We start from the raw sequence: 17755 nt of genomic DNA on the forward strand, positions 1-17755 counted from the left end.
CAGGCGGCGCGCGCCGGTGGCCCACCGGTACCCCGCAGCCCAGAGTCCGCCCCAACGGAAGGAAACCCGTGGCCGATCGCGCACTCCCGGCCCCCGGCGGGAGCGGTACCGGCGCCCTGCCCGCCGCAACCGCCCACCCGGTGCCGGTCCCTGAGGGCACCGGCACCACCGGCGGCACCGGCATCAGGACGGCCGCCGCACCGCTCCCACCGTCCGTCGTCATCACCGTCGAACTTCCCGATGTGGTGCTCGACTTGACGCTGCCCGCCGACCTCCCGGCCGCCGAACTGCTCCCCGTGGTGATCCGGGCCGCCGGAGAGGAGACCGCCGAGGCCGGTGTCGACCACGGTGGCTGGGACCTCCACACCCCCGACGGCGCCCCGGTCGACCCGGAGGCTCCCGCTGGCGCCCTCGACGGCGCCGGGCTTCGTCTGCTGCCCCGCCCCGAGAGCCGCCGCGAACCGCACTACGACGACCTCATCGACGGCATCTCAGTCAGTGTCCACGCACTGGGCCACTCCTGGACGCCCGAGGCGGCCCGCCGCACCCTGCGCGTCGCCTCCGGCCTGGCCGCGGCCGTCCTCCTGGCGGCGCTGCTCGTCCCGGCCGTCACCCGGACCACCGACCGGACGACCGTCACCACCCTCGCCGGCCTCGCGGCCGTGCTGTTCGCGCTGGGCGCGCTCGCCGCCGCCCGCGCCGCCGGTGACGCCTCGACCGCGGTCGTGCTCGCAACTGCGACCACCGCCTTCGCCGCGTTGACGGGTTGGAGGCTGCCGGCCTCCGGCGCTCACGGCTGGGCAGGCACCACCGACCGCCTGCTCCCCGCCGCCGCCCTGGCCGGGGCGTGGGCGCTCACCGCCTTCCTGGCCCTGGGCGCCTGGCCGGTTCTCACCGCCCAACTCGCCCTCACCGCGCTGGTGTCGGTTGGGTACGGAGCCCTCATCGGTCCGGCCGGCCTGGCCCCCGCGCACGCCGCGGCGGCGGTCGCCCCACTGGTGGCCCTGCTCGCCGTCACCGCGCCGCGCCTGGGCCGGACCGCTGCCCGGTTCCACCCGTCCCCGTTGCCTACTGTCCGCGCGGCCCTGCCCGACGGTGCCCGCCGTGCCGAACGCGCCGAACGCGACCGGCAGGCGGAGGCCGCGTGGACCGCGGGGCTCCGGCTGACCGCAGCCGTGCTCACCTCGGCGACCGGCGCCGTCCTGGCCGTTACCGGGGGCGTCCCCGGCCAGGTCACTGCCGGGGTGTGGGCGCTGCTGTTCCTGCTCACGCCCTGGACCGCCGGACTGGCGCTCCGGTCAGCAGCGAGCGTGCTCCCGACGCTGGCCGTCGCGGTGGCGGCCGGCCTGCCGGCGCTCCTCGGCGCGCGAACCGTTGTACAGAGCGGCGTGGCGGCCGGTCTCGCCGTCGCCTGCGTGTTGCTGGCCGCCGGCGCGGCCCGCACCGTCGCCGGTGCGCCGCCCGGCCCGCCCGCCGTCCCCGCTGTTCCGTCGTGGCGGGTGCGGTGGTGGGGGCGGATCGGTCCGGCGATGCGGCTGCTCGCCGCCACCGCGCTGCTGCCGCTGACGGTGTGGGTGTTCAACGGCTACGCCCTGGTGGCGGCGGCGCGTCCCTGAGCCCGCCCTGAGTCCGCCCGTAGCCCGCTCGGGCGGCCTGCACCTGTGGCCGTCGGGGGGTGGGCCGTTGGGGCAGGGAACGCGGGGAACGGTGGGTGCTCAGTCATGTGACGTATGGACCGTTCCCGCTGCTTGCGGCAAGTCTCGTGCCAGGCCGAGACAGGCTCCCGGTCCTCGGGAGGCCAGGGGCATGAGTGCTACCGGCCCCCGATACAACCCGTCGCAGTCCCGGGTGGCAACCGCTCGGGCTGGATCAGTGAGGAGTTGACATGGCCGAAGGCACAGCGACCGCCGGCTCCGTACAAGCCAACCAAATGATCGCCAATGCCATGCAGCAGGCGATCGGCGGTATCACCAGCGTGAAGAACCAGGCCGATTCCGGCGCCTCCACTCTGGCCTCCAGCTACCGGGGCGCCGACGGTGCGGCGTTCCAGCAGCTGCTCAGCCAGTGGGACGGGTACATCCAGAAGGTGCTCGCCGGGCTCTCCGAGGTCGAGAACACCATGCACGCCCAGAGCACGGCCACGAACCAGCAGAGCGAGGCGAGGTTGGACGACATCAAGTCGCTCCAGGCCCGCACCGCCTATGCAGGCCTGACCTGACGCAGGCGGTCTCCGCACGCCGGCGCGGTACCGCCCGCAGTCCGGCACTTCGCCGCGGACACCACGCCCCGGACCAGCCGGGGCGGACCCCGCCATACCATACAAGGAGGGCCGGCATGCCGGACGACACCACGATCTCCATCCACTACGGGCCGACCGCGCAGGTCGTCGAGACCCTCGCCAATGCGAGCACCAAGATCGCGAACATCCTCGACGACACCCACAACTCCGTTCGCCAGTGGGAGCCCAGCGCGCAGGGCATGGGCAAGGACGCCTTCGAAGCCAAGTTCGCGGAGTGGCAGCGTCTGCTGGAGAGCGCCCAGCAGGCCGTGCGCTCGCACGCCGGCCTGCTGGACGAGATCGGCAACGGCTACCAGGTCTTCGACCGGAACCTGGCCAACCGTTGGGGGAGCGTCAGCTACTGACGCCCGCGCGCCGGCCGGGGCGGACGAACCGTTCGCCCCGGCCGGCGCGCGCACCCGAGGGCCGGACGACAGCTGTCCGGGTGCTGAACCGTCCACGACACCAAGACACTCTTATCAGGAGGAGGACACGTGGCCACCGACGCCGATCTCACCAGCCTTGACCAGGGCGCACTGCAGACGTTCATCAACGGTCCGCTGACGCAGTTCATCGAGTACGTCGTGGCAGCCCGACGCGAGTCCGGCGGCAACCTCTCCGTCGGCGACATCGCCCAGGGCTACACCAACGCGTCGAACGTCTCGCTCGCCAAACCGCTCGCCCTCGGCCTGATGGCCGGCAGCGACGCCGTCCACGGTCAGGCGCTCAACTCGGGGACGGTGACCGCTGCGAAGCTGCTCGACAACATCTTCGCTTCGGAGGACCAGCAGTTCGAGCGGATCAAGCAGGGCCTGCTCGACCTGATCAAGGACTTCCTGGAGCACCAGGGCAGCAACCTCGACTCGATCTCGGCCGAGGAACTCCTAAACCACATCACCGTGACGCCCACGGCCGGTCCGACCGTCAATCCTTTGGCCAGCACCAGCACCAGCACCTGAGACCCCCGCCGCTGGCCCACCGCAAAGCTTCCACCGACTGTCCCGACCTTCAGGAGTCACCTGATGCCCGACGACCCATGGGGCACCGCCGTTCAACTGTTCACCGGGTACACCATGCCGGAGCGGGCGAGCCTCTTCGAGAAGGAGAAGGGCACCGACGGTAAGTCGTACATGATGACGGTGACGGTGCAGAACCTGGGCCGTATCACCCCGCTCGACATGCCGGGTGAATGGGGACGCAACACGGGCGGCCACTCCTGGACGCTGTACAGCTTCCGAGGTAATGGCAAGAACGGACTGGACCTCAACCGGATCTCCATCGACCTGTTGTGGGACCCGGACCGGCAGCCCGCGCGCCCTGGAACACCGCTCAACCAGTACATCCTCGGGCCGCGTACAGCCCTGATGGGGCTCGTGTACAACCGGACGACTCAGGGCGTGTCATTCGACGGGGTATCGGTTGGCGACGCGAACGCGGTCGTGCTGGAGTCTTTCTCGCAGGCTGCCGGCGCCTGGGACCGGGCCGCGGCGGACTTCACCTACCTCGCCGACGTGTTGAAGGACTGGGTCGACGGCCTCGGCCACGAGGGCGCGGCCTGGCGCGGCGAGGCCGCCGGAGCGTTCCGGGGAGTACTCGACCAGCACCGTAGCAACAACGAGTCCTACCACGACCAGATCGCCCCCGCCGGTGCGGGCGGCACCCCCGCGCTCTTCCCGGTGTTCGGCCGGAGCGGATCGATCACCAAGCAGGGCGATGCCCTGGTCAAGGCCCAGGTCGCACTGCACGATTCGGCGACCGACATGCTCGCGGCCTGGGACCAGTGGGGCGCCAACCCTGGCTCCAATCCGATGGGTGTCCTCGACCGGCTGATCCAGCAGATCGCCACCAACCTGCACGACCTCAACATGTCGCAGGTCCAGCAGGAGGTGACCACTGCCGTTGACTCCGGGAAGGTCGTGCGCAACGCGGTGATTCCCAAGCCCGGTTTCTGGCAGGACATGCCCGAGTTCGGGGACATGTCGAACGTGGACAACTGGGTCAAGGTGGGCCAGGAGGCCGTGAACCAGTGGCTGGGACTGGTGGACAGCATGCTCGGAAGCCAGGGCCGACAGTCCACCAGCGATGTCAACAACGCCTTCATCCAAGCGTCCTCGGCCCTCAGCGCGCCCATCAATGCGCCCGCCACCAATGTCGGCACCGGCGACAACGGTACGAAGGACGGGACCAAGAACGGCACGAACCTCCCGAATCTTGATGACATCAAGGGCCCGGACACGGGCACCGACAGCGGTGCCGACGGGCCGAACCTCGACGCCGCCGGGGCCGATGGCCCGGACACCACGACCACCACCGCGGACCTGGACAGCGCGTTGAACGGCGCCGACGGACCGAACAGCGGCCTCTCCGACATCGGCGCCACAGCGAGCCCGGACACCGGTGCCACGGCGAACCCGGACACCGGTACCACCACGACCACCCAAGACCTCGCCAGCGCCCTCGACTCGGCGGGCCTGGACGGCAGCAGCATCGGCGCGTCGACCGGCGCCGACGCGGCGGCGAGCGCGGGACCGGAAACAAGCGGGCTGTTCCCGACGAGCGCCGCCGCCACCGATAAGAATGGCAACGCCACCGTCACCAAGACCGCAGGCATTAGCATGCCGCCGCTGAGCACCGGATTGGCCACCACCGGGTCCAGCGGCAAAACCGCCGGCACCAATAACCCCGACGGTTCCACCACCGTCACCTACCCGGACGGCTCCACCGTGACGACCTATCCCGACGGTTCCACGGTCACGATCGACGCCGACGGCACCCAGACCTCTGCCAGCGCCGGGACCGTCACCACGTATTCCCCGGACGGTACGGAGACCCTCCGGCGTCCCGACGGCAGCATTAGTGTCACCACCCCCGACGGCATCACCACGGTCACCGCGGCGGACCGCTCGGTGACGACCGTCCAGCCGGACGGCTCCTCCGTCACCCGCTATCGGGACGGGAGTTCGACGGTCACCACCGCCGACGGGACCAGCACCCACATCACCGACAGCGGCAAAATCACCGCACCCGTGGAGGCACCGCCCCTCAACAGCGGAAGCAGCACCAGTTCGGTACTGGACACGGTCAACGGCGGCTCGTTGACCGGTGGTGCATCCGTCAGCGGTGCGGCTGGAGCGCTCGCCGGCTCCACCGGGGGGGTTGACCCGACGGCCGCGCTGCCGTCCTACGGCGAGGACTTCTACGACACCTCCACCGACTTCGGTGCCTACGGCACCGGCTTCGTCGACACGGGAACCAGCACCGCGCTCGGCTACAACCCCGCGGCCGCCGCGGCCGCCTCGCACCTCTCCGGCATGGGAGGCATGGGCATGGGCATGGGCGGCGCAGGCAGTGCGGCAGCGGCTCTCGGCGGGGACCGGATGCGCGAGGCCGTCCCCGACCCCGTGGCCACCGCGAGGAGCACCCAGGCACCCAACGGCTCCTCCATGCCCTACATGCCAGGCGGCGGCCAGGGCAGCGGCCAAGGAACCGAGAGCAAGGACCGCGAGCGGGCCAATTGGATTGACGAGGACGAGGACGTCTGGGGCACCGAGACGGTTGGCAACCCGGCCGTCATCGGCCGCGCCGAACAGGCGACGGCCGCACAGCAGCAGCGTTACACGGGAGGATGACGATGACAGAAAACGGAGAGTTCGACCGGCGCCTCGGCGAGGCCGAAGCCGAACTGGCACGCGCCACGGCTGCAACGGCCGAGGTCCGGACACGGCTAGACACCACGGCGGCCCGTGCGGTGTCCAAGGACCGCGCGGTCGAGGTGGGCATGAGCGCCGACGGGCAACTGACCGACATCCGCTTCCCGGACAACCGCTTCCAGCGAATGGCCGGTCCGCAGCTCGCCGCCTCCGTCCTGGAGGCCACCCGGCTGGCCCGGGCCCGGGTACTCCGTCAGGTCGTCGATGTGGTCTCGCCGTTGACCGCGCTCACCCCGTCCCTCGACGGGCTGCCCGGCGGCACCGGCGGCCTGGAAGCCCTCTTCGCCGACCTGTTCGCCGAGCTCGAATCGGAAGGAGCGGCCCGCCCGGCGGCCGACGCCCACCTCCGCGACGAGATCGAGGACGACGCCGAGGACGCAGACCCGGCCGACTCCCCACCGCGTGCGCGCCCGTAGCGCCGCACACCCACTGAGCTCTTTCAACGGCGCCCCGGACGAGTGGTGAACCGACTGCCGTTGACGGGCTTTCGACCTGCCGGATCTCGCCAGCGGGCGCACCCCCGTGCGCCCGCGCTGTCACCTGATCGGTGGCCGAGTTGAAAGAGCTCACTGAACCGGCCGCCACCCGAACGAAAGGAGCAACACCCCCATGGCCGACTCGTTCGAGTCCTCGCCCCAAGCGGTGTTCCAGGCAACCCAGGTCATCCAGGGCCTCGTGAAGAAGGCGACGGCAATCAACGCCGAGACCACCACCCTCCTCGCAAGGGTCGCGCCCTGGACCGGGCTGCCGGACGAGGACTTCCACAAGGCGCAGGATCCTTGGTGGAGACAGACCACGACACAACTGACGGAGACGCTCGAGGGAATCAGCAAGGCCGTGAACGGCATCGTGTCCGGCACGCAGAAGAGTTCCACCTCGATCGACCACCAGCAGAACAACGCGATCGAGGCCATCCATCAGTCCGGAAGGCACTGAAGCCTCCCCGTGGTCGATCGGGCAGTGTCCGGTGTCCGCGGGTGCCGTACCACGGCCGAGGATCGTGCGGCCGTTCCTGACACCTGCTTTGACGTGCAGAATCGTCCCGACTGACAGGTCGGGGCGGTTTTGCCGTTTCTGGGTGCGAGGGATGGTGTGTGGTGGTGGCTGAGCCGGTGGTGGGGCGTGGCTCGGTGTTGGATGTTTTGATGTTTGTGTTGACGGGGTCGTTTTTTCCGCAGGCGAGTGCGTCGTTGGCGTTGGAGTCGTCGGAGGGTCTGGCGCGGGTCGGGGCGTTGATCCGGGATTTCGAGGCGGATGTCGATGATGCGGTGCGTAATGCGGCGCGGCATTTGCCTTCGGAGACGCGTGAGCAGTTCGTGCGGGCGATGGGGCAGTTCACGGATGGTGGCGGGGGTCTGCTGCGCGGGGTGCGGGGGCAGGTGTCGTCGGTGTCGGGGGTTCAGCGTGGTACGGCGTCGCAGATCTTCGAGGGCAAGGTCGAGTTGGTCGCGGAGCTGGTGCAGCTTTTCGTGGAGCTTGTGGTTCTGGAGATGTTGGAGCCGTTCTTCCCGGCGTGGGCGGGTGTGCAGCGGGCGTTGTTGATGGCGCGGGCGCGGGTGCGGTTGCTGGTGCGGCTGGTGCGGTTGACGCGGGTGGGGCGGTTGGGTGCGGCGGCGGCGTTGGAGGCGTTGTCGGAGTCGTTGACGAGTTTCGCGGCGCAGACGTTCATGATCGACGGGGCGCCGAGCGGGTTTCGTCGGCGCGGGTACGACTGGAGGGGTATCGCCAGGTCGGGTGCGATGGGCGCGTTCATCGGGGGTTTGCACAAGCCGGCGCTTTCGGTGGTGTCGGGGTCGGCTTTCGCGAAGGCGGTGGGGGCGAAGACCGGGTTGGGGCGCAGCCATCCGTGGAGTGTGGGGTCGAACGCGGTCACCGAGGCCTTGTTGGAGAGCGCGGCGGTTGCGGCGGTGGTCGGCGGGGGGTTCAGTCCGGTGGGTTTCGCGGGTTCGGGGGTGAGCAGTGTCTTTGAGCATTTCGTCTTCGAGGGCGCCCAGTGGGCGAAGGGCGTCCTGGGCCTCGACAAGGGGCACGGCCTCGAGGGTCTTGAGGCCCACCTGAACGGGCTTCCCGCTGCGGGTGCGGCGCTCGCGACGGGCCCGGCCTCGCTGCCGGGGCTCGTCACCGCGTTCGGTGCGGCGGACAGTGCGGCCGACACGGGTGCGGTGGGCACGCGGGGGGCTGCGCGGTCGGACCGGGCGATCGGTGTCGACGACACGTCGGCGGCCCGTGTCGGGACGCGCGAGGTGCACGACCGTGGCAGGGCGCTTCCCTCGGAGGTTGCCGGGATTGCCCGGCCCACGGCCGCGGGTGCTTCGGCTGCGGACTCCGGTGACACGCGTGCGGCTTTCCGTGACGGGCACGCTTCCGGGCAGGGGCCGCAGCCTGTCGCCCGGCAGTCCGCGAGTTCGCTGCCCGCGTCTGCCGCGCTGCCACGACCCACGACCACGACCACGACCACGACCACGACCACGACCGCGGATGCTTCGGCTCTGGCTTCCGGTGACACGCGCGCTCCGGCCGCTGCTGGCGCTCGCGGCACCGCCGCCGCCGTCGCTGTGCCTGCCGCGGTCGCCGGCGTGGAGTACGCGGGCCGTGTGGGTGTGCCGGTCGACGCCGCCGGGTCGGCGACGGCGTCGTCGCGGGCGGCGGCCGCGGCCGCGGCGGGCCCGGTGTCGGGCGGCGCCGCCCCGTCCGCTCCCGTGCTCCAGCACGCCGCTCCCACGGGTGCGCTCGGCCGGGCCGGCGAAGACGCGACCCACGCCACGGACACGACACCCCAACCCCTCACCGTGGCGGGGTCGGGTCCGGCGAAGGGCGGCGCCGGGTTCGTCACCGGTCCCGCCGCGGCTGTTGGCGGGGATTCGGTTGCCGTCGCTGTGGAGCAGGGTGTTCCGCGGGGAGCGGTCGTGGTCGGCCCCGGGCCGGACCTGGTTGGGCAGGAGGTGGCCGGGCAGAACGGGCCGCAGGCACGGGGTGCCGCGCCGGCGGCGGCCGCTCCCGGGGTGCAGTCGACCGAGGGTGTTGCGGCCGACGGCGCCACCACCGCCACGCGGCCGGTCGGCGATGCGGTCGCTCGGGCCGCGGCAGCTCCCGGGCCGCGCCCGGTTGCCTCGGGCACCGACGCCGAAGCCGATGTCGAGCGCCTGGCGTCTCCTGCGAGCGCGTTGCGGGCGGTGGGCGGCGGGCGGGAGACGGCGGGGCCGGGTGGGGTGCAGTCCGTGAGCGCGGCCCGCGGGGTGATCGCCGCGCTCACGGGTAGGCCAGCCACGGCTGGTGCCCCGGTGCCGGTCGCGACCACCGGCGAGGACACTCCCGGCCCGACCACCGCCACCGTGCCGGCGCCGGAACCTTCACCGGCAGTGGAATCGGCACCGGCCCTGGAGTCCGCCTCGGAAGCGGTGCTGGATTCGGTGCCGGACGAGGTGCTGGAATCGGCATCGCACGAGGTGCCGGACCGGGAGGAGTTGGCCCGGGCGGCGGCCTGGACGGCCGTGTGGCAGGGGGATCGCGACGCCGGGGAGCGGGCGGGGCTCGAGGAGGACGTGCCCGACGAGGACGTTGTCCCGGAACTCGACTCCGACGACGGTTCGGATGACGGTTTCGACACGGACGATGAGGATGAGGGGTTCGGGTTCTCGTCGGAAGTGGATGTGGCGGCGTTGGAGGAGGACTTCGCCGCGGAGTCCGCCGATGCGCGGACTCTGTGGGCGGGGTTGAAGGACGCGGCCGGTGACGTGCGGGCCGGGGCTCTGTACGCCGAGGCGTACCGGGTCGCGCCGTACTTGTCGTCGAAGCCGTCGCGGCGTCTGGTGATCGGGGACCAGGAAGAGTTGAGCGCGCGTCGGTTGCAGGCGCTGCACACCGCCCACGACCTTCACCGCGACCCGGGGAAGACCCGGGCGGACCTGGCCGCTTTGACGGGTTCGGACACCGGGTGGGTCGGACTTCTCGGCGGGGTGAAGAAGCCGCGCAAGCGACACGCGGGCGGCCCGGGCGGGGCGTCCACAACCGATGCGGCGGCCATCTCTGCCACGCAGAGCGAAGCAGCCGGCCCGTCCAGCAGCCAGAGCGGCAACGCCTCCGGCGCAGCACTTGGAGGCATGCGCACCACCAGCACGGCTGGCCCCGCCGCGCCAGCGGCCGGAAGGGCCGCAACCGCGCAGGCCCCGGCACGGCCAGTGGCCGAAGGCCCGGAGAGCCGCGGGCATGCCGAGAACGCCGCTTGGGCGGTTGCGGCGGTCAATGCCTCGGCGGCGGTTGCGTCCGGGTGGGACCCGCAGACCCGGTTGGGTCAGCGCAACGCTCTCGGGCGGGTGGAAGAGCGGATGGCCTCGGTGCTGCCCCGTCTGAAGGCCGCTCCGTCGCCGGCCCTGCTGCGGCTGTTCGTGGGAGACGTCGAGATCGCCCGGGAGCACGTCCGGGCGTTGGACGAACTGGCCGACGAGCCCACCCTGCTCGATGCGGCAGCGGAGTCCCCGGCGCTGGCCGAACTCTTGCTCAAGGACGCGGCTATCACGCCGGTGCTCGCGAGTAATCCCGCGCTGCTCGACTTGTTCACCGGTGCTGGCGGTGACGCGCGCAGCCGCGCGTTGGCGAGGTCCCCGGAGGCGCGGCAGGTGCTGCTGCGGAGAAAGAACCTGTTGAACCGCATGGCCGCGGACAAGTCGTTCGCCAATGCGGTCTTCGGGGATCTCCCGCTCCTCGTGCTCTGCGACGGGGATCTGGGACTCTTCGGCCAGCTCGCGGACGACATGCAGCTAGCCACGGCGGTCCGTGACAATTCCGGTGTGCGGCAGGCCCTGCTCGAGGCCCCGGACCGAGACAGGCTGCTGCACCTCCTGAATCTCGCTCCGGGACTCCTCGTCGGCCTGTGTCGGCCCGGCGCGGCCGTGCAGGCGGAGCACCTTCTGAAACTCGCCGCGTCGCCGGAATATCAGAAGTGGCTCATCGACTACCCGCAGGTGCAGTTCTACCTCCCTCAGGTATCCGGCCTCATGGGCCACTTCATGGAGAACCGTAAGATCCTCGACAAGCTGGCGGAGAACCTACCGCTGTTGGAAGCCCTTGCCGACAATCGGGACTTGGGCGAGTGGGTCACCAAAGACCTGGCCCGGCTCACTCGAGCCGTCGAGAACCCCGGCTTCGTGAAGTCAGTGATGGCCCGGCCGCACCTTACCTGGAGCACCGACCCGCGGACCGGGCGGGTGATCGGCCGGCGTGCCACGGACTCCGCACTGGAAGAGCTCCTGACGGCCACGGGTCCGAAGGACTTCGGCGAAGCCCCCGCCTGGGTCACCGGCCGAGTCCGGGTGCTTGCGGACAACCCGCTGATCCGACCGCTGTTCGGGGAGCGGGAGAACGGCGCGGACGCCGCATACGGCCTGAGGGAGACCCTCTCCGATGCCGCCTTCGTCGAGTTCCTGATCAACACGCCCGACCTCCTCGGTACGACTAGGGACTACCGGATGTTGTTCGCGCCGGACTCGAAGTCCCTGCGTACGGCCCTGATGACCCGCCGGGAGCTGACCTACCCGGGCATGTTGCCACTGTTGCTCCGAATACCGGGGGTGCTCGCCTACCTTCCGAGCAGCTCGTCGGTGATGCAGGTGATCGCGGCGGGCCCCGAGGCGCTGGCGGCGGCGGTCCACGACCGGTCATTGGCCTTGTCGCTGGTTTCTTCCCCGCAGATGGCCGAGGAGCTCGGTAAGGCTGGCCCCGGGTTCACCGAAGCGCTGACGAGCTCCAGTGCACTGGTTCGGGGACTGCTCCAGCTTGGCGCTTTGCACAACGTGATCAAGAGGCCCGGGGGGATCGCGCTGGCCACGGCCCGCCGGGCGATGGTGCCCCGCACGCTGCTCGGCCATCGCGGTGCGATGGAAGCGGCTCTCGAGGCGGGATGGCGGGAGGCGGAGGTGTTCCGGCTCGGCGACATCCTGGAGACGCTGGGCGCGTTCCGGTCCGCAGGCCGAAAGACCCACTGGAAGGGGCTGTTCGCCTCGCCCGAGTTGCTCGACGCGTTCGGCCGGCCGGCCGGCCTGAGCCTGCTGCGAACGCTGGGCCGGGAGAACCTCCTGGTGGACGTGCTCGCCCGTCCCGCCCTGCTGGCGACGCTGGTGGCGGGGTCCGAGGCGGAGATGCTGGAGCTGGCCGAGAACCCCGACGCGATTTCGGCGATGATCCCGAATCACCCACCGGTCCTGTTGCCGTGGGGCCAGGAGATCACGCCGGAACATCGGCGGGTGGCCGACGGACTGCGCAAGAAGGTGCCCGTCGACACGATTCTCGCGGGTCTGTCCTCCGGCGAGATCAGGAAGGTCGGCGGTCGGGAGACGCTCCTCCGTCTGGCGGCCCTGCTCGCCGCCCAGGAAGACTCGGACAGTGACCGCCGACTGCGCGGGAACACGGACGCGCTGCTGGCCATGCTGATCCACCCGGTGCTGGTGGAAGTCCTGGAGATCCGACCCGGACTCGCCGGCGTGCTCTTCGACCCGCAGCGTGACATCATGAGCGCGATCGCCTTCGAGCCCCGGCTCGCGTACCTCCTGCGGGACAGCGGCGTCTTCGCGGACATGTTCCCGATCAGCAACGTGCTGCCACGCTACCTGGCGGAATCCGGCCAGGACAGCAAGCTGTTCGACTACCTCCGCAACCCCGAAGTCGTCCGCCTCGCCCACGACCAGGCGTACCTGCGCAAGCACCAGATGGCCGGCGCCGAAGTGGTCCAACTGGCCGGCAACAACGCCGTGGCAATGGCCGCCATGGCGCGTGACCCGGAGGTGTTCCCGACCCTTGCCCGGTACCCGGGCCTGGTCCGCGAGCTGAACCGCCTGACCAAGAACGATGCGACCGAGGCGGTCATCTCTGCCAATGGCGAGGACGTCCGGCGCCCGGGAGACCTCATGATGGGCGCCGCATTCGCCACCAGGCAGACGCTCACCGCTATGGGAGAGGACCAGGAGCTGGCGGCCCGGCTGCTCCGGCTCCCCGATGTCGCGAAGCTGCTCGCCGACCGTGGTCGCACCTCGCCCGACCTGGCAGCCCTGCTCGACCGGGCGGCGCTCAACGCCCTGGGCCGGAACCCCGGTGCTCTCGCGGCCGTCGCCGAGCGGCCGCGGCTCGCCCTGGTCGCGGGTCTGCCGGGCCTCGCCCGGCTGTTCACCGACCCGGGTGCGGTCGGTGTCCTGGAACGCCCGGGCCTGGCGGCCGTGTTCGCCGCAAACCCGAAGGCGGCGGCCGCGTTCGCCGCCGATGCCGGGTTCCGGAAGCTGCTGGCCGCCCACCCCAGGCTGGCCGACGCCCTGGCACGCGGCGACGCCGCCGCGTTGGCCCTGGCGACCCGTCCGGACCTGGTGTCGGTGCTGACCGCCCACCGCGGCCTGACCGGAGACCTGCTGGCCGGGACTCCGCTCGGCCAGGCGCTGCTGGCGGTGCGTCCGCTCGCCCGGGTGCTGGCCGAGGCGTCCGCAGCCGACAGCGCACGACTGCGTCGTGCCGAGCCGATGCTGCGGGCCTTGGCCGACCTCTCCCGGGCCGAGGCGGACGCGATTCCCGCGGAGCTGCTCGACACCATTGTCCGGTCCCGTGAGCTTCGAGAACTCCTCGGCAGAAACGGAGAGTTGACCGCGGCGCTTATGCGCCGTCCGGACCTGGCGGAACAGATCGTGGCCCGTCCCGATCGGCTGGTCGCCTGGTTGCAGACCGCCTCGGCGCGCGCTGCCAAGGGCAAGGCCAAGCGCCCCGACCGGCTCGCTGGTCTCGCCGATGCGTTGGCGAACGAGCCCGAGGACCCGTCCGGCACCGCTGCCTCCCAGAACCTCGCTCCGACCCCGGAGGCGGTCGGCGGGCCGACGGATCGGGACGGCGCGGCCCCGGGAGCGATCGGAACCGGGTCGGTCGGACCGGCCACCGACGCGACGCCGGAGCTGCCGCCCGGCGTGCGCTTGCGAGCCGCGCTACCCCGGCACGCCGACGTCCTCGACACCTATCCCGCACTGGCGGACGAGCTTGCGTCTGGGCTGGAGCGGGACGCGGCCTGGGAAGCGCTGGCTGCCGCCGCGCCCGCCTTGGACGGCAAGCCCGAACTTCTCGCCGCCGTGGCCGTTCAGCCCGAGCTGCTGGGCGAGCTGGCCGACCCTGCCGTCGCCGCGGACCTCTCCTTCGCCGGTGGCGTCCCGGCCACCTCAGAGAATTTCGACGACGACCTGCAGGCCTACCTCAGACACTTGGCGGTCCGTGGGATCTCCGTCGGCGCCGGCCAGAGCCGGCTGGGGGACCTGGCCGGGCCCGGGTGGCGGGAACGGCGCGCCCGCGACATCGAACGGGCCGTAGCCGAGCAGGCCCGGGTCGAGACCGCGCTGGACCGCTTCCGGGCCCACGTACCGGAGACCTGGGAGCTCAGCGGCGAAGTGCGCTTCGCGGACGGGGTGGTGGACGCCTTCACGCCGGATCAGCTCACCGTGCTGCGCCGGGCCGCGACCAGCACGAGCGGAATCCGGGAGCGGGCGATCGCCGTGAACCGCCCCTTGCACCTCCATCTGGACCAGGGCAGCGGCGGTGCCTCCGTGGCGTACGTCCTGAACCCCGACGGGCGGGTCGACCTGCTGGTTTACGCTCGGGCGTCGCGCCGAAGCGACAACGCCTACCAGTGGATCGGGGGTGGAGCCCCCACCTCTGGCCCCGCCCCCTGGCGGATGACCGAGGACACCCCCGAACTGCGCACGTCCGAGAGGCTGGTGCGCGACCTCACCGCCCTGCGCCGGGCCGCAGCGGCCCCGGACGACCAGCCCCGCACCGCCCGTGCCCCCAAGGCCATAGCCGACGCCCGAACCGGAGCGAACCGGAAGCCGGCAGGTACCGGCGGGACCGTGACGGGCGGTCCGACCGCGCTGCTCGGCGCGGCCGGCGGACAGCGGACGCCCGCCCAACAGGCCGAGCGCGAGCGTGGGGACCGGCCCGCGAAGCGCGCCCCGCAGCCGCTGCGCGGCGCGGAATGGCGGCACCGGCTCCCGCTCGCCAAGGGCGCGACCCTAGCGGTGGACGTGCGCGTTCCGGACGCCGAGGGCGCCGTCTTCGCGGGCGGTGCCCCCATCAAGCTGCCCGCTGCCGACCACGTCATCCGGGCGGAGGTCCGGCGGATCCAGGCCGCGGACGGGCGCTGGGTCCGGCACGTCACCGTGCCGCTGCGCATCGCCCCGGGCGACGACAAGGCCCAGGCCGGATTCGACGCTTTCGCCCGCCGCATCGAGACCCTGCTGGATCACCATGTCAACGAGAACGGGTACGTTCTCGGCAACGGCGACCAATTGGTCGTGGACGTTCGGGCCGTGGTGGATCCGGCAGATCCGGACGCCGTGCGCCTCACCGGCAGCGGCCCGGTGCCCGCGCCTGAGCAGCGCCGCCTCGACCTGCGCCACAACGATCCCGTGCTGCTGCACGAGATGCTGCACGGCATCGGCCTGGTGGACGAGTACTCGGACTCCGCCGTCCTGCTGCGCGGGGTTGGGAGCGACTCGGTGCGCTCTGGCGGCCCAATGTCCGACGGCGTCGGCGGCCTCGGCCTGCGACAGCGACACCTGGACCGGCTCGACATCGTCCTCGGCAGCGGCCCCGTCGTCCGCGACCTACCGTTCGATGACGCAGCGGTGCCCGGCCCGGCTGTGCCCCCGCCCGACGCCGACACCCTCGCCCGCACCGCCGTCCTTGACCTCAAAGACTCGGACTTCATGAAGGCCAAGCCCAACTGGAAGCCCGGGCCCGGCAGCGATCCGGTCACGGTGAAGCGGCATATTGCAGACGCACTTCCCAAGCTGTCACCGGGGCTGCGGAGCGCGATGCCGGCGAACCTGGCCAGGATGTTCACCACCCGTATGAAGCCGCAGATCCGGGCCCTGGAGGAGTTGGCCGCGCAGCCGGACCTGCTGCAGGCCGCCGTGGACTTCCCGCCCCTGGGCGAACTGCTGGGCCTCAGGCCGGAGTTCATCCGCGTTCTGGTAAACCGGCCCGGCCTGGTGGACGTCCTCACCGGCCAGTACGGCATCGAGCGGACGGACGCGCTGCTCCGGAGCACGCAGGGCAGCGACAATCTGCTGGCCAATCCCGCCCTGCTCGACCGGATCGAGAGCGATCCAGGCTTCGCCGAAGCGCTCTTCTGCTCCCTGTCCCTGGTCGCCCGTGGCGTCGTGGACCCGGCGGTGTTCGCCCTGGTCGCCGGGGACCGGATGGTCGGCCATGCCCTTAGCGCGGAAACCCCCAACGGGCCTCTGAACACGCTGCTGGCCGAAAGCGCCGACCCCGTGGAGACGCTGCTCACCGTTCGGCAGCTTCCCTCCCTGATGTGGGTCATGTCCCAGAGGCCCGGCCGGGTCGGCGTCGATGAGCTGAGGGCGTTCGTGGACAACCCTGAGGCCTTCGCACGCCTGGCGGCCAACCCTGCGGTGCACGTGGCGGCCGGAGCCATTCCTGGGATGCTCGGGCTGCTGTACCGCGACCTCCCCGGGGACCTTGACCGTGACCTTGCCGATGACCCCGACCTCCTCGCCGCGCTCAACGCCCATCCCGCCCTGGCCGCAGCGCTGTACGAGGCGCCCCAGCTCGGTGAGTGGCTCGTCGCGGAGCCCGAGCGACTCTGGGCCCTGGTGAGGAGCGACCATTCCCCGGACGCGATCCTCGCTGGCGTGTGGTTCCCCATGCTTCCCCCGGTCGTGGCGCCGTCCCAAATCCCCGAGGCAGAGCTGTTGGCAAAGCTGACGTCGGAGCTGGACCAGCCACCGATCGTCGGCAGCAGAGCTGTGGCTGAGTGGGCTGCTGCCGTGGTGGCCAACCGGCGCTTCTGGCCGATGCTCAGCCTGATGGGTTCGCTGCCTGGCGTCTCGGAGCAGGTGCACCGAGTGCTGGTCGAAGAGCCTGCCTTCACAAAGATGCTGCTGGCGCACGCCACGATAGCGGCCGAGTCGGTGGACATCCTCCGTCTCTTCAGGCCTGAAAGGCGTGCCTTCCGCGACCAGCTCAGCACCCGGGAGGAGTTGTGGCATCCGGCCGTGATCGGCCTGGTCGCCGCACAGCCGACGGTGCTGCCCTACGTCGCAGACATAAACCAGGTGCGCGACATACGGGACCTGGACCCGGACTTGACCAACTCGGCAGTGGACGACCCCGCGCTGCTGTTCCTGCTGTTCGAGCGACCGAGGTCCCGGCTTGCGGCCCTGGAGGGCGGGGCGGTGGCCGGAAAACTGCTCTGCAACTCCTCCTCCATGGTCATGCTGCAGCAAAGCGGAGTCTACGTCGCCACGCTCCTCAGGACCCGCGAGACCGCGGACTCCGCGTCCGCGATGAACGCGTTGGTTCCGCGTGCGCTCGGACGGCACTCCGGTGCCCTGGAGGCCTTCGCGCAGGCCAACTGGACCCCGGCCGACGTCCGGGCCCACGCACCTCTGCTGAACGTCCTGCTGGGCCATCACTCGGTAGGGCGCAGAGCGCACTGGATGCGGCTGATCCAGGACCCAGAACTCCTCACGGCCCTCGGCACGCCCGGTGGGCTGGCACTGCTGGCGACCCTTGCCCGCGAGAACCTGCTCGTCGATGTGCTGGCCCGGCCCACGTCCTGGCGGAACTGCGCAGCAGCACAGACGAAGAACTCCGGGCGACGGCAGCGGACGTCCCGGCTCTGCGCCGGAAGATCGAGGCCAGCGCTGCGGACCTGACCCCGTGGGGAGTACCCGTTGCGCTGCGGATCTCTGAGCTGGCCGAGGGCCTCGCCCGCGGCAGGAGC

The 17755-nt window shown here is 71.3% G+C and carries 8 protein-coding genes; all 8 read left to right on the forward strand.

Annotated elements, in window-relative coordinates; genetic code table 11:
- Nucleotides 1-68: 68 nt before the first annotated feature.
- The 8 genes from BX266_RS27575 to BX266_RS27610 all read left to right on the forward strand — a co-directional run bounded on the left by BX266_RS27575 (nucleotide 69) and on the right by BX266_RS27610 (nucleotide 17687).
- Complete coding sequence (locus tag BX266_RS27575; protein WP_183096878.1) at nucleotides 69-1616, forward strand: EsaB/YukD family protein; 1548 nt, start codon at nucleotides 69-71, stop codon at nucleotides 1614-1616.
- Nucleotides 1617-1930: 314 nt separating this feature from the next.
- Nucleotides 1931-2218: a WXG100 family type VII secretion target gene (locus BX266_RS27580; RefSeq protein ID WP_183096879.1), complete on the forward strand. Its 288-nt coding sequence runs from the start codon at nucleotides 1931-1933 to the stop codon at nucleotides 2216-2218.
- A 116-nt stretch (nucleotides 2219-2334) separates the two neighbouring features.
- Nucleotides 2335-2643, forward strand: coding sequence for a WXG100 family type VII secretion target (locus BX266_RS27585; protein ID WP_120314410.1), 309 nt, complete (start codon nucleotides 2335-2337; stop codon nucleotides 2641-2643).
- Between the two features lie 129 nt (nucleotides 2644-2772).
- The gene (locus BX266_RS27590) at nucleotides 2773-3237 is read left to right on the forward strand and encodes a type VII secretion system-associated protein (RefSeq protein WP_120314411.1); all 465 of its coding nucleotides are present in this window, start codon (nucleotides 2773-2775) and stop codon (nucleotides 3235-3237) included.
- 63 nt (nucleotides 3238-3300) lie between these two features.
- Nucleotides 3301-5907, forward strand: coding sequence for an AAWKG family protein (locus BX266_RS27595; protein WP_120314412.1), 2607 nt, complete (start codon nucleotides 3301-3303; stop codon nucleotides 5905-5907).
- A 2-nt stretch (nucleotides 5908-5909) separates the two neighbouring features.
- Nucleotides 5910-6404: a YbaB/EbfC family nucleoid-associated protein gene (locus BX266_RS27600; RefSeq protein WP_120314413.1), complete on the forward strand. Its 495-nt coding sequence runs from the start codon at nucleotides 5910-5912 to the stop codon at nucleotides 6402-6404.
- Nucleotides 6405-6597: 193 nt separating this feature from the next.
- Nucleotides 6598-6924, forward strand: a complete 327-nt coding sequence (locus BX266_RS27605; protein WP_120314414.1) for a hypothetical protein — start codon at nucleotides 6598-6600, stop codon at nucleotides 6922-6924.
- Between the two features lie 158 nt (nucleotides 6925-7082).
- Nucleotides 7083-17687, forward strand: coding sequence for a hypothetical protein (locus tag BX266_RS27610; protein WP_147437113.1), 10605 nt, complete (start codon nucleotides 7083-7085; stop codon nucleotides 17685-17687).
- The last annotated feature ends 68 nt before the right edge of the window (nucleotides 17688-17755 follow it).

It is taken from the genome of Streptomyces sp. TLI_171, from assembly GCF_003610255.1.
GTDB lineage: Bacteria > Actinomycetota > Actinomycetes > Streptomycetales > Streptomycetaceae > Kitasatospora.